The sequence below is a fragment of the Mycobacterium sp. genome (assembly GCF_046091765.1).
Classification (GTDB): domain Bacteria; phylum Actinomycetota; class Actinomycetes; order Mycobacteriales; family Mycobacteriaceae; genus Mycobacterium.
The window spans coordinates 1-12,640 of the sequence record NZ_JBJTCF010000030.1 but is presented as its reverse complement, the minus strand read 5'-3'; the positions used below and the strand labels follow the sequence as shown (position 1 = coordinate 12,640).

The following is a 12,640-nucleotide window of genomic DNA, read 5'->3' as shown; positions in this document are numbered from 1 at the left end:
TCAAACCGTACCCTCTTGCCCGCGTGGTTTGCCGCAGGGCGGCTAGCGCGGTGCGGTCGCCGGTGCAGTCCCCGGTGCAGTCCCCAGTGCAGTCCCCGGTGCAGTCCCCAGGGGCCGAGAAGCCTCCAGCCGGTTTTTGATCTCGAAGGCCATGCGCTTGCCGGCCACCCGTCGCCGGTGGGTCATCGTCGCCAGGTCCATCTTCGCCAGCTGCCACGCCGTGGCGCCGGAGGGCTCGGCGTGTACGAAGAAATGCAGCACCACGCCGTCGAGCACCGGCTCCAGCCAGATCTCCATGGTGCCGGTCAGGGCACCGGTGACCGCCCAGCGCATCCCCTTGTCGGCCCGGTCCTCGACAACGTCGAGATTCAGATCCGGAAACCAGCGCCGCCAGCTGGCGCGATCGGCCACCGACTCGCCGACCAGAATCGGATCGGCCGCCACGAAAGTGTCGTCGGCGATCTGGATGCTGTGCACGACGGCGAGTGTCACACATCGCCGAACCGCGCCGGATCGGGGGTCGAACTACCCCGGCGGCGGCACCGGAGGCGCCCGCAGCAGGTCAGCCAAGCGCTGGGCGTGGCTCTGCCAGTCCCAGTCCCGGACGATCCAGGCCCGTCCGGCCTGACCCATCCGGGTCGCCAGCCCGGGATCGCACAGCAGACCGGTGACCGCACCGGCGATCTGCTCGACGTCGCGCCCGTCCACGACCCGGCCGGTCTCGCCGTCGCGCACGGTTTCCGGCGCACCGCCCGAGCGCCCGGCGATCACCGGGATGCCGGTGGCCGACGCCTCGAGGAACACGATGCCCAGGCCCTCCACGTCCAAACCGGCACCCCGGGTGCGACAGGGCATGGCGAAGACGTCGGCCATCGCGTAGTGCGCGGGCAGTTCATCGGCGGGCAAGCCGCCGGTGAACACGACCTCAGAAGCCACCCCGACCTCGTCGGCCAGCCGGTGCAGGGCCTCCGCGTGCGGCCCACCGCCGGCGATCACCAACGTCGCTCGGCCGACTCGGCCGAGGATCTTCGGCCACGCCTTGATCAGCATGTCCTGACCCTTGCGCGGCACCAGCCGCGAGACACAGACCACGACGGGTCGATCGCCCAGTCCGTAGCGGGCCCGCAGGCGTTCCCGGGCATCCGGGTCGGGCCGGAACCGATCGGTGTCCACCCCGGGCGGCACGTGCTCAAGCCGGGCACGCGGCCCGAACGCGGAGGCGAACCTGCCCCGGGTGTAGCGGCTGACGTAGGTGATGACATCGGCGTCCTCGCCGATGCGGCGCAGCACCGAGCGGGCGACAGGCAGCATCGACCAGCCGACCTCGTGGCCGTGGGTGCTCGCCAGGATGCGCCGCGCGCCGGCGTGGCGGGCGCGGCGTGCCAGTAACCCCAGCGGCGCCGCGGCGCCGAACCAGACCGTCTCGATGCCGTGCTCGGCGATCAGACCGCGCATTCGATGATCGACGCCGGGCTCGGGAAGCATGAGCGTGCCGGGATGGCGGACGATGCGAATCGGGACCCGCCGGTCGTAGTCGTCGGCCCCTTTCCACTGCGGGGCGTAAACCGTCAGCTCGTGCTCACCGAGGGCTGCCATCCGCGATACGAACTGCTCGAGGTAGGACTGGATGCCGCCCGGACGCGGCGGGAAGTCGTTGGTGACCAGAAGGATTCGTGTCATCGGCGGTTACGCTAACGCGTCAGCCACGCTGCCCAGCGGGCCTGCAGCTGGGTCATGTCGGTGTCGAGCGATTCGCGCACAGCAGTCTCCAGATCACCGTGGCCGGGCCCGCAAGCCCGCAGATAAAGCCGGCGCAGAGCGTCGACTCCGTACGTGTCGGCGACGAAACGCGCGAACCACCAGGCGCGGTCATAGCCCAGCGCTCGGGCCGGTCCGGCCGCGTCGAGCGCGGCGTCGGTGGGCAGATCTGTCGTCGCCGCGGCGTCGCGCGGAAGCGGTTCGGGCGGACGCGCAACGAAATCCGCCACCCCCTCGGTCAGCCAGCGCAGCGCATCCACCGCGGTGTCGGCACGGGCGGCCAGATGAAAGAGTTCGTGGCGCAGCACGATTCGCAGCGCCGGCTCGGTCATCGCCGCCGCGCCCGGGGCCAGCACGATGCGCTGTCCGACCGCGCGCCGCCGGGACGGATCGACCTCGTCGGCGACGGCGACGGCGGCGATGTCCTGCCACGGCTGCGCGGGATCGAGTCGTGCCTGGGTGAGAAACTGTCGGTCGGAACCGGCGGCCACCACCACGATGTCCGTGGTGTCCTCACCGGTCCCCCCTCCCCAGTCGGCACCCCAGAACCGGTCGACCGCGTCGATGGCGCCGGGCAGTTCACCGGCGACCCGGTCCAGCAGGGCATCGGTCGTCGCCCCGCCGAGGCTGATCAGTTGCGCGGTTCGACCACCCTCGATCGCCACCACGGGAGCTGCCGCGCCGGTGGAGTGGTGGATCGGCGCCGGCGTGACGATCACAAACACCGCGGCGGCCAGCGCCTGGGCAAGCAGGACAGCCGTCAGGACGAGGGCACCAGCGAACGAGCGCGGCGCCCGCTGCGACTCGGTATCGGAGGACGACTCAGTACCGACGGACGTTGTAGATCGGCGCGTTGTTGACCGGGACGACGGCGACCGGGATGCCGTACGTGGAGGCATGAACCATCATCCCGTCCCCGACGTAGAGGCCCACATGCGAGGCGTCCGAGTAGTAGGCGATCACGTCACCGGGCTGCATCTGATCCATCGACACCGGCTGCCCACCGCCGGACAGCGCCTGGCTGGAGTGCGGCAGGTTGATGCCGGCCTGCTGGAAGGACCACATCACCAGCCCGGAGCAGTCGAAGGCACCCGGTCCGGAACCGCCCCACGAATACGGCGAACCCAGCCGGGTCAGCGCGGCCTGGACGGCGGTCAGGCCGGCGCCACCGCCCGGGCTCGGAGTCGGCACCGCCGCCAGGGCGGCGACCTCCTGGGCGGGCGCCGCCTCAGGGGCCGGCAGCGCTTCGGGCGCGGGAGCGGCCAACACCTCCGCCGGGGGCGGCGCGGGAGCGGCCAGGGCCGCGCGCTGGTCGGGGCTGAGCATGAGGTAGCGCGCCTTGACCGCGGCGATCTGCACCTGCAGCTCGGACTGCTTGCGCTGGAGTTCGGCGCGGACCGCGGCCGCCTGGTCGGCCGCCAGCTTGGCGTCGGCAGCGGACTTCGCCGATGCGGCCTCGGCGCGCACGGCCTCCTCGGTGAACTGCCGGTAATTCCGCATCTGCGCCGACATCTCGATGCCCATGACGCGCTGAACGCCCATGGTGTCGATCAGACCCTGCGGCGAGCGGGCGGTGAGCAGCGCAGTGAGACCCTCGGGCTGTCCGCCCATGTAGACCGCGGCGGCCAGCCGGTTGACCGCACCCTGGTATCCCACCAGGCGGTCCCGCGCGGCGGTCAGCGCCGTGACGTCGCCGGCGTGCTGCTTGTCGGCCTCGGCCAGGACGCGCACCTTCTCGTTGAGGTCCAGCTGCGCCGAGTGCATGGACTCGGTCATCTGCTCAGCCTGCCGCGAGAGTTCATTGAGCTTGGCGAGCGCGTCCTCGGCGGGGTCGGCGAACGCCACCGAGCCCCAGACGCCGGCCACCGTGGCGATCCCGGTAACCAGGCCCGCCAGCCTGGGCCCGGCTGAACGCGCGGCGCGTATCACGCGGGTCAGTGGAGTCATCACCGGGTTTTCCAGATTTTCTGCCGCCATGAGGTCTGCGTCCTTCGACTTCCGGGACGTCCGGCCGACTCGGGGCGCAACCTTCGCGCATGGAATCGGCCGATCCGTGGGCCTTGAGGTCTCGAGAGATCACGACAAGGTTACGAAACGGCATCAACTCTTGCAATTCAGCGCCCAAGTTTTCAGGGAAACCTCAGGTCACACTGGCCACACCCGTCACAGCGACGGGCGACGAGGTCAGCCCGCGAGACCGGGGTCGCCGATTCGGCGGATCGGGACCAACCGCAGCCGCGGAGCCAGTCCGGCCTCGGCCAGGACTTCCAGTGCCGCCCGCTCGTCGGCGAGCAGGGTTTCGGGCACCCCGAGGAGCACGCTGACCACGCAGTCTCGACATCCCGGACCGCGAACCGCGCAATCGTCGCAGTCGATGACCACCGGCTCGGTGGGGTCCGGCGCGTCCTGGTGCCTGTCCTGGTGCATTCGGGTCTCCTCTCGGATGGCTGACCGGGACGCTATCGGGAGCCTCCGACACGTTGCGGCGAGTGCGTCCCCGCACGGTTGTCGGAGCGGGTGGCTAACGTCAGCGCCCATGGCCGGCGACCGTCGAGAGCAGCAGCTGAGCTTCGACGACGTCGATACTGGTCTGCCGTTGCGGGAGACCACTTTCGTGGTGGTCGACCTGGAGACCACAGGCGGGCAGGCCCGGACCGCATCAGACGGGTCATTCGACGCGATCACCGAGATCGGGGCGGTCAAGGTTCGGGGCGGCGAGGTCCTCGGCGAACTCGGCACCCTGGTCGACCCGCAGCGGTCGGTCCCACCCAAGATCGTCGATCTCACCGGCATCACCACGGCGATGGTGCGCGACGCACCGGCGATCGCCGCGGTGCTGCCGATGTTCCTCGAGTTCGCCCGCGGCGCCGTGCTCGTCGCCCACAACGCCGGCTTCGACATCGGCTTCCTGCGCGCGGCGGCCGAGCGCTGCGGCATCAGCTGGCCGCGCCCACCGGTGCTGTGCACGGTGCGGCTGGCGCGGCGAGTCCTGACCCGGGAGGAGGCCCCGAGCGTCCGGCTGGCGACCCTCGCACGACTGCTCGGTGCAGCGTCACAGCCGACGCACCGGGCGCTCGACGACGCCCGCGCGACCGTCGATGTCCTGCACGCGCTGATCGAGCGGGTGGGCAATCAGGGTGTGACGACCTTCGACGATCTGCGGTCGTACCTGCCCGCCGTGACACCGGCTCAGCGCGACAAACGGGTTCTGGCCAGGGGGTTGCCCAACCGGCCCGGGGTCTACCTGTTCCGCGGCCCGAGCGCGGAGGTGCTCTACGTGGGCACTGCAACCGATCTGCGCCGGCGGGTCGGGCAGTACTTCACCGGGGGTGATCCGCGAGCGCGGGTCAAGGAGCTGGTCGGCGTGGCGACGGCGGTCGACCACGTCGAGTGCGCCCACCCGCTGGAGGCGGGGGTCCGCGAGCTGCGGCTGCTGGCGGCTCACTGCCCGCCCTACAACCGCCGGTCGCGTTATCCACGCCGATGGTGGTGGATCGTGCTCACCGACGAGGCTTTTCCGCGGCTGTCGCTGGTTCGCGAGCCGCGCTGCGAGCGGGCGGTCGGACCGTTCCGCTCGCGGTCGGCGGCGGCCGACACCGCCGGACTGCTGGCGCGGTTCACCGGCGTACGAACCTGCACGTCCCGGATCGGCCCGCGCGGCGAGCACGGCCCGTCGTGCCCGCACCGGGAGATCTCGCCGTGTCCGGCCGGCCGCGGCCTCACGGCGCCGGAATATGCCGCCGCCCCGCAACGGGTGGCCGAGCTCATCGACGGTGCCGACAATTCGGCGATCGCGGCCGCAGTCGCGCGGGTCGCCGAACTGGCCGACCGGAACCGCTACGAGAACGCCGCGCGACTGCGTGATCTGACCGCTGACGCGGTGGAGGCTCTATGGCGGAGTCAGCGGCTGCGCACGTTGGCGGCGGTGGACGAACTCGTCGCCGCAGCTCCCGACGGCCGGGACGGCTGGCAGCTGGCGGTGGTGCGACACGGCCAGCTGGCGGCCGCGGGCTGCGCCGTCCGCGGGGTACCGCCGTTACCCGTCGTCGCGGCGCTGCGCAGCGCCGCCCAGGTCGTGCTGACCCGGCCTGGCCCGCTGGGCGGCGCGCTGGTCGAGGAGACCTCGCTGATCACCCGATGGCTGGCCCAGCCCGGGGTACGCATCGTGAGCGTCACCAACGACTTCGCCTCGCCACGGCACTCAGTCGGCCCCTGGCTCGCCTGGGCGACCGCGGCGCGGTCCGCCCGGCTGGCCGCCTCAGAGCTGCTGGGTGAAACGCACCCAGCGCTCGAGCAGTTGGCCGGCCGCGCCGGATTCGAGGGCCGCCGCGGCGCGGCTGAGCCCGTCCTCCCAGGACGGCAACCACTCGGCGTGGCTGGATAGCCCCGCGTGGGCCACCATCGCCCCCGCGGCGTTGAGCACCACGGCGTCGCGCACCGCGCCCGCGGACCCGCCGAGCACGCTTCGGGCCTCGGCCGCGTTGGCTGCCGCGTCCCCGCCGATCAGATCGGCCACCGCGGCGCGCGGGAAACCGAAGCCGAGCGGATCGAGCGTCAGCTTCTCGATGGTGCCGGCCTGAACCCTCCAGATGGTGCTGGTGGTGGTCGTCGTCAATTCGTCGAGTCCGTCGTCGCCGTGTACGACGAGCACACTGGCCCGACGGGCCGCGAACACTCCGGCCATCACCTCGGCCAGATCGCCGAAGGCGCATCCGATCAGCCCCGACCGGGGACCGGCCGGATTGGTCAGCGGGCCAAGCAGATTGAACACCGTCGGCACACCGATTTCGCGTCGCGGCGGCGCGGCGTACTTGAACGACGGGTGAAAAACCGGGGCGAAGCAGAACCCGATCCCGACTTCCGCGACGCAGCGGGCCACCTGCTCGGGGTTCAGGTCGATGCGGACGCCGAGGGCCTCGAGCATGTCGGCGCCGCCGCTTTTCGACGACGCCGCCCGGTTCCCGTGTTTGACCACCGGCAGACCGGCCGCGGCGACGACGATGGCCGCCATCGTCGACAGGTTCACCGTGTTGGAGCGGTCACCGCCGGTGCCGACGACGTCGACGGTCTCGGTGCCGATGACGTCGGTGGGCACCCGCAGCGCGTAACCCAGCATGGTGTCGGCGAGCTCGCGAACCTCGGCGGCGGTCGGGCGCTTCATCTTCATCGCCACGCCGAACGCGGCGATCTGGGCCGGCGTCGCCGATCCGCTCATGATCTGGTCCATCGCCCAGGCCGCCTGCCCCGCCACGAGCTCGGAGCCGGCAGTCAACCGGCCCAGCACGAGCGGCCAGGACGAGTCGCCCCCGTCGGCCGGCGGACCCGCGGCAGATGGCGTCATCCGCCGATCGTCGCACGGTCGCGGGGAGGGGCGGACCCGGGGAGAAATTAGTTGTGACCAATTGGGGTCCTGGGTGTACCTAGACCGGACCGACGCGTCATACTTCTAGCTGTGACGAGTGCCGTTGGAACGTCGGGAACCGCGATCACCTCACGCGTGCATTCGCTGAACCGCCCGAACATGGTCAGCGTCGGCACCATCGTGTGGCTCTCCAGTGAACTGATGTTCTTTGCTGGGCTGTTCGCGATGTATTTCACCGCACGGGCCCACTCCGGCGGCGCGTGGCCGCCCCCGCCCACCGAGTTGAACCTCTACCAGGCGGTTCCGGTGACGCTGGTGCTGATCGCGTCCTCGTTCACCTGTCAGATGGGTGTCTTCGCGGCTGAGCGCGGAGACGTCTTCGGTTTGCGACGCTGGTATGTCGTCACCTTCCTGATGGGCGCGTTCTTCGTGCTCGGCCAGGCTTACGAGTACTGGCACCTGATCACCCACGGAACGACGATTTCCAGCAGCACCTACGGCAGCGTGTTCTACATGGCCACCGGCTTCCACGGCCTGCACGTGGTGGGCGGTCTGGTGGCCTTCATCCTGCTGCTGTTGCGGACCAGGATGAGCAAGTTCACCCCCGCTCAGGCGACGGCCTCGATCGTGGTGTCCTACTACTGGCACTTCGTGGACATCGTCTGGATCGCCCTGTTCGCGACGATCTACTTCATCCGTTGAGGCATCCGTTGAGGCATCCGTTGAGGCAGAAAGGGAGGGAGCGCACACCGATGCGGTCGGCTACCCCGAAAGACACGTCCCTTCGGTCTCGCCGGCGCCTGCGCCGGCGGCTGAGCGCTGCGGTGCTCCTGCTGTTCGGTCTCTCGGCCGCAGGCGTACTGGCCGCCACCCTCACCCCCCGGCCCCAGGTCGCCGTCGCCGACCAGTCCCAGTCCGCTCTGCTGCGGACCGGCCAGCAGCTGTACGAGACGGCGTGCATCACCTGCCACGGCATCAACCTTCAGGGCGTCCAGGGACGCGGGCCCAGCCTGATCGGGGTCGGTGAGGCGGCGGTGTACTTCCAGGTGTCCTCCGGCCGGATGCCGGCGATGCGTGGCGAGGCCCAGGTCGCCCGCAAGGAACCGGCCTTCGACCAGGCACAGATCGACGCGATGGGCGCCTACATCCAAAGCTTCGGCGGCGGCCCGTTGGCACCGCGCGACGCCAACGGCCAGATCTCCGACCGGTCGCTGATCGGGGACGACGTCGCCCGCGGCGGGGACCTCTTCCGGCTCAACTGTGCCTCCTGCCACAACTTCACCGGCCGTGGCGGGGCGCTGTCGTCGGGCAAGTACGCACCCGCACTCGACCCGGCCACCCCGGCGCAGATCTACACCGCGATGACCACGGGTCCGCAGAACATGCCCAAGTTCTCCGACCGGCAACTCACCCCGGAGGAGAAGCGGGACATCATCGCCTACGTCCGCTCCGCCAGCGAAACGATGAATCCCGGCGGCTACGGACTGGGAGGATTCGGGCCGGCCTCGGAGGGCATGGCGATCTTTATCGTCGGAATGGTCGCCGCGATCGCGGCGGCGATGTGGATCGGGGCACGGTCATGACCAATCCGGGTGACGCACGGCCGACCAACGAGCAACTGGAGTCCATGTCGCGCGAGGAACTGGTCGAACTCGGCGGTCGGATGGACGGCGTGGAGACCGTCTTCCGGGAGTCCCGATGGCCGGTCCCGGGCACCCGCGCCGAGAAGCGGTCCGAGCGCCTGGTCGCGCTTTGGCTGCTCTTCGGTGGCCTGTGCGGACTGGCCCTGCTGCTGGTCTTCCTGTTCTGGCCCTGGGAGTACAAGCCCTACGGCGTCGCCGGCAATCTGCTGTACTCCCTGGCCACCCCGCTCTACGGGGTGACGTTCGGGCTGTCGGTGCTGGCCATCGGGTTCGGGGCGGTCCTCTATCAGAAGAGGTTCATCCCCGAGGAGATCTCCATTCAGGACCGCCACGACGGCGCGTCCTCGGAGCTGGACCGCAAGACCGCCGCGGCCAACCTCACCGACGCGTTGGAGACCTCCACGATCAAGCGCCGCAAGCTCATCGGCCTGTCGCTGGGTATCGGGCTGGGCGCCTTCGGGGTCGGGACCCTGGTCGCATTCATCGGCGGCTTGATCAAGAACCCGTGGAAGCCGGTCGTCCCCACCGCCGAGGGCAAGAAGGCGGTGCTGTGGACCTCAGGCTGGACCCCCCGCTACACCGGGGAAACCATCTACCTGGCGCGTGCGACCGGCCTGCCGGGCGAGTCGCCGTTCGTGAAGATGCGACCCGAAGACATCGACGCGGGCGGCATGGAGACGGTGTTCCCGTGGCGGGAGTCCGACGGCGACGGCACCACGGAGGAATCCAGCGAGAAGATCCACAAGATCGCGCTCGGAGTCCGCAACCCGGTGATGCTGATCCGGATCAGGCCGGTCGACATGCCCCGGGTAGTCAAACGCCAGGGCCAGGAGAGCTTCAACTTCGGCGAGTTTTTCGCCTACACCAAGGTCTGCTCGCACCTGGGCTGCCCGTCCTCGCTCTACGAGCAGCAGACCTCCCGGATCCTGTGCCCGTGCCACCAGTCGCAGTTCGACGCGCTGCATTTCGCCCGGCCGGTATTCGGCCCGGCGGCGCGTGCGCTGGCACAACTTCCGATTACCATTGACACAGACGGCTATCTGGTCGCCAACGGCGACTACATCGAACCCGTAGGACCGGCATTCTGGGAGCGCAAATCATGAGTACCCCCGTCGCAAACCGCATCATCGGCAAGGCCGCCGACAACCTCGACTCCCGCTACCACCCGTCGGCATCCCTGCGCCGGCAGCTCAACAAGGTCTTCCCGACCCACTGGTCGTTCCTACTGGGCGAAGTCGCGATGTACAGCTTCATCGTTCTGCTGCTCACCGGGGTGTACCTGACGCTGTTCTTCGACCCCTCCATGGCCGAGGTCACCTACCAGGGCGTCTACCAGCCACTGCGGGGCGTGGAGATGTCGCGGGCCTACGAGACCGCTCTGGATATCAGCTTCGAGGTGCGCGGCGGTCTGTTCGTCCGGCAGGTCCACCACTGGGCGGCCCTGCTGTTCGCCGCCGCGATCATGGTCCACATGGCCCGGGTGTTCTTCACCGGAGCGTTCCGCCGGCCCCGCGAGGCCAACTGGGTGATCGGGGCACTGCTGCTGATCCTGGCGATGTTCGAGGGATTCTTCGGCTACTCGCTGCCCGACGACCTGCTCTCGGGCACCGGAATCCGGGCCGCCCTGTCCTCGATCACGCTGGGCCTGCCGCTGATCGGGACCTGGATGCACTGGGCGCTGTTCGGCGGGGACTTCCCCGGCACCATCATCATCCCGCGGCTCTACGCCGTGCACATCCTTCTCTTCCCGGGGATCATGCTCGGACTGATCGGCCTGCACCTGGCGCTGGTGTGGTTCCAGAAGCACACCCAGTTCCCCGGCCCCGGCCGCACCGAGAAGAACGTGGTCGGCGTGCGGGTGATGCCGGTCTTCGCGGTGAAGTCCGGCGCCTACTTCGCCATGGTGGTGGGCGTCCTCGGCCTGATGGGCGGGCTGCTGCAGATCAATCCGATCTGGCAGCTCGGACCCTACAAGCCGTCCCAGGTGTCGGCCGGCTCCCAGCCCGACTTCTACATGCTGTGGACCGACGGCCTGATCCGGCTCTTCCCGCCGTGGGAGATCTACATCGGCAACCACACCATTCCCGCCGCCGTGTGGGTCGCGGTGATCATGGGCCTGGTGTTCGCGCTGCTGATCTTCTACCCGTTCCTCGAGCGGCGCTTCACCGGCGACGACGCGCACCACAACTTGCTCCAGCGGCCGCGTGACGTGCCCGTGCGCACCGGCATCGGGGCGATGGCCATCGCGTTCTACATCGTGCTCACCTTCAGCGCGATGAACGACATCATCGCCTACACGTTCCACGTCTCGCTCAACGCGACGACCTGGATCGGCCGGATCGGGATGCTGGTCCTGCCACCGCTGGTGTTCTTCGTCGCCTACCGGTGGGCGGTGGCCCTGCAGCGCAGCGACCGTGCGGTTCTCGAGCACGGTATCGAGACCGGCATCATCAGGCGTCTGCCGCACGGTGCCTACATCGAGCTGCACCAGCCGCTGGGCCCGGTCGACGAACACGGCCACCCGATTCCGCTGGAATACGAGGGTGCGGCTCTGCCCAAACGGATGAACAAGCTCGGCGCGGGCGGCAAACCCGGTCGCGGCAGCTTCCTGCAGGCCGATCCGGCCAGCGAGAACGCGGCTCTCAGCGATGCCGCACACGCGTCCGAACAGCGGGCCCTGACCGCCCTGAAGGAGTGGCAGGACCACGAAGGCAACGGCAACGGAAACGGCCGGGGCAACGGAAACGGCCGGGGTAACGGAAACGGCCGGGGTAACGGAAACGGCCGGGGTAACGGAAACGGGTCCGGCCAGCACTAGGTGACCAGTGGCTGTGCCGCACGCGATTTTCTAGCGGCACAGCGAGAGTCACGCCGTGGCGGCTCCCGGCTCTTCTCCCGTGTCCAGCTGACGCTGGAAGAACACGGCTGCCGCGGGCATTCCGATGGTGATGACTGCGGCGAATCCGAGCGCTACCCACGCCGCGGTGTCGCTGCCGACCGCAAGCAGGTAGGTTGCCGTCGCGACACCGATCAGGGCCAGACCCATGGCGGCGAAAATCGAGGAAGCACAGCGCAGGAGCAGCCGTTCGACCCGCGGCGCCCTAGCCGCGGCAGCATGCGGGCGGGATTCGCCCGCGGGAGCCGCCCCGCGGTCCCCTCGCTCCACGCGCTCCACCAGGGAGCCGAAGACCCGCAGTTTCTCGGTCGGCGGATCGACAGGGACGGCAGGGACCGGGCCGCCCGACGAAGCGGCCGCAGCAGCCGGAGCCGCCGGCGCTGCCGAGGGCGCATCGGACCCCGGTCGGGCCTCCGGCGCGGCGAGTGCATTGCGCCGGGCCCGGATCAACAGCGGAATCGCCGCCGCCAGCGTGACCGACGAGACGGCGATGACGGTGTAGAGCACCCAGGACGAGTGCCGCTCCTCTTCCCCGGCGGTGCCCCGGCCGAGCCCGACGAGGGCGATCGTCGCGATCACCCCGACGACCAGGAGCACCAGCCAGATCGCCCCGCTGATGCCCACAAAAAGGCGGTCCACCACCTCCGGCGGTCGCCGGTCAGCCGTCTCTTCAGCCGCCATCAGCAGCTCGTCTGTGCGGCGTTGCTCTGATTCGATGACAGCACCGTCCCGTCGCTCGTAGTGATGGCGCAGTTGAGCCTGCTGACCAGAAAGAGGCTGGACGCTTGCACCGAGCCGACCTCGGACTGTGAGATCGGCGTCACGGTCAGCGACCAGGGGATGTAGACATTGCGTTGGGTTCGCCGCCGGCCCGAGGCGTCGACGTAGGTCACCGTGATGATGTCGCCGGGCGCCTTGGTCCCGGTGACCGAGTAGGTCACCTGACGCGGGCCGGCCGGGGTGGTCGTGGTCGGGGGCGGC

Annotated in this window: 12 protein-coding genes and 1 pseudogene; 5 read left to right on the top strand and 8 right to left on the bottom strand. The window is 69.7% G+C overall.

The genetic code is table 11. The features are described from left to right. Positions 1-42: 42 nt before the first annotated feature. The 5 genes from ACKOB8_RS02690 to ACKOB8_RS02670 form a co-directional block, all read right to left on the bottom strand. The gene (locus ACKOB8_RS02690; RefSeq protein ID WP_526375375.1) at positions 43-477 is read right to left on the bottom strand and encodes a polyketide cyclase / dehydrase and lipid transport; all 435 of its coding nucleotides are present in this window, start codon (positions 475-477) and stop codon (positions 43-45) included. 48 nt (positions 478-525) lie between these two features. Then, entirely contained in the window at positions 526-1,680 is a 1,155-nt protein-coding gene (locus ACKOB8_RS02685) for a glycosyltransferase family 4 protein (protein WP_526375373.1), read from the bottom strand. An 11-nt stretch (positions 1,681-1,691) separates the two neighbouring features. Further along, positions 1,692-2,477 carry a hypothetical protein gene (locus ACKOB8_RS02680; RefSeq protein ID WP_526375371.1) on the bottom strand — a complete coding sequence of 262 codons (786 nt, stop codon included), beginning with the start codon at positions 2,475-2,477 and terminating at the stop codon, positions 1,692-1,694. A gap of 103 nt (positions 2,478-2,580) precedes the next feature. Next, the gene (gene ripC / locus ACKOB8_RS02675; protein WP_526375408.1) at positions 2,581-3,705 is read right to left on the bottom strand and encodes a peptidoglycan hydrolase RipC; all 1,125 of its coding nucleotides are present in this window, start codon (positions 3,703-3,705) and stop codon (positions 2,581-2,583) included. A gap of 237 nt (positions 3,706-3,942) precedes the next feature. After that, positions 3,943-4,185, bottom strand: a complete 243-nt coding sequence (locus tag ACKOB8_RS02670) for a hypothetical protein (protein ID WP_526375369.1) — start codon at positions 4,183-4,185, stop codon at positions 3,943-3,945. On the opposite strand from ACKOB8_RS02670, the pseudogene ACKOB8_RS02665 reads away from it, so the two are divergent. Beyond that, positions 4,133-6,079 (top strand): annotated as a pseudogene (locus ACKOB8_RS02665) (DEDD exonuclease domain-containing protein); the annotation flags it as partial. The gene ACKOB8_RS02670 and the pseudogene ACKOB8_RS02665 sit on opposite strands and share 53 nt — an antisense overlap. Here the strand turns inward: ACKOB8_RS02665 and trpD are convergent. Continuing rightward, positions 6,017-7,099: an anthranilate phosphoribosyltransferase gene (trpD, locus tag ACKOB8_RS02660; protein ID WP_526375367.1), complete on the bottom strand. Its 1,083-nt coding sequence runs from the start codon at positions 7,097-7,099 to the stop codon at positions 6,017-6,019. The pseudogene ACKOB8_RS02665 and the gene trpD sit on opposite strands and share 63 nt — an antisense overlap. A 111-nt stretch (positions 7,100-7,210) precedes the next feature. On the opposite strand from trpD, the gene ctaE reads away from it, so the two are divergent. Genes ctaE through qcrB form a run of 4 tightly spaced genes read left to right on the top strand, consistent with a single transcriptional unit; the run spans position 7,211 to position 11,581 of the window. Further along, positions 7,211-7,822 (top strand): aa3-type cytochrome oxidase subunit III, encoded by a 612-nt coding sequence (ctaE, locus tag ACKOB8_RS02655; protein WP_526375365.1) that lies wholly within the window; start codon positions 7,211-7,213, stop codon positions 7,820-7,822. Between the two features lie 50 nt (positions 7,823-7,872). Next, positions 7,873-8,703: a cytochrome bc1 complex diheme cytochrome c subunit gene (qcrC, locus tag ACKOB8_RS02650; protein ID WP_526375363.1), complete on the top strand. Its 831-nt coding sequence runs from the start codon at positions 7,873-7,875 to the stop codon at positions 8,701-8,703. Continuing rightward, on the top strand, positions 8,700-9,866 hold the full coding sequence (gene qcrA, locus ACKOB8_RS02645; RefSeq protein ID WP_526375361.1) for a cytochrome bc1 complex Rieske iron-sulfur subunit: 1,167 nt from the start codon (positions 8,700-8,702) through the stop codon (positions 9,864-9,866). The genes qcrC and qcrA overlap by 4 nt, the downstream gene beginning before the upstream one ends. Then, positions 9,863-11,581, top strand: a complete 1,719-nt coding sequence (qcrB, locus tag ACKOB8_RS02640) for a cytochrome bc1 complex cytochrome b subunit (protein ID WP_526375359.1) — start codon at positions 9,863-9,865, stop codon at positions 11,579-11,581. Before qcrA ends, qcrB begins: the two co-directional genes overlap by 4 nt. Before the next feature lie 48 nt (positions 11,582-11,629). Here the strand turns inward: qcrB and ACKOB8_RS02635 are convergent, their stop codons facing one another. Then, a complete protein-coding gene (locus ACKOB8_RS02635; protein WP_526375357.1) occupies positions 11,630-12,340 on the bottom strand; it encodes a DUF2561 family protein in 711 nt (236 codons plus the stop codon). Beyond that, the coding region (locus ACKOB8_RS02630) for an MmpS family transport accessory protein (protein WP_526375355.1) at positions 12,340-12,640 on the bottom strand (301 nt) is incomplete at its 5' end. The genes ACKOB8_RS02630 and ACKOB8_RS02635, both read right to left, overlap by 1 nt.

Coding starts and splice junctions, on each gene's coding strand:
- ACKOB8_RS02685 (WP_526375373.1), bottom strand. CDS start 1,680: ATGACACGAATCCTTCTGGTCACCAACGACTTCCCGCCGCGTCCGGGC.
- qcrB (WP_526375359.1), top strand. CDS start 9,863: ATGAGTACCCCCGTCGCAAACCGCATCATCGGCAAGGCCGCCGACAAC.
- trpD (WP_526375367.1), bottom strand. CDS start 7,099: ATGACGCCATCTGCCGCGGGTCCGCCGGCCGACGGGGGCGACTCGTCC.
- qcrA (WP_526375361.1), top strand. CDS start 8,700: ATGACCAATCCGGGTGACGCACGGCCGACCAACGAGCAACTGGAGTCC.
- ACKOB8_RS02670 (WP_526375369.1), bottom strand. CDS start 4,185: ATGCACCAGGACAGGCACCAGGACGCGCCGGACCCCACCGAGCCGGTG.
- qcrC (WP_526375363.1), top strand. CDS start 7,873: ATGCGGTCGGCTACCCCGAAAGACACGTCCCTTCGGTCTCGCCGGCGC.
- ACKOB8_RS02635 (WP_526375357.1), bottom strand. CDS start 12,340: ATGGCGGCTGAAGAGACGGCTGACCGGCGACCGCCGGAGGTGGTGGAC.
- ripC (WP_526375408.1), bottom strand. CDS start 3,705: ATGACTCCACTGACCCGCGTGATACGCGCCGCGCGTTCAGCCGGGCCC.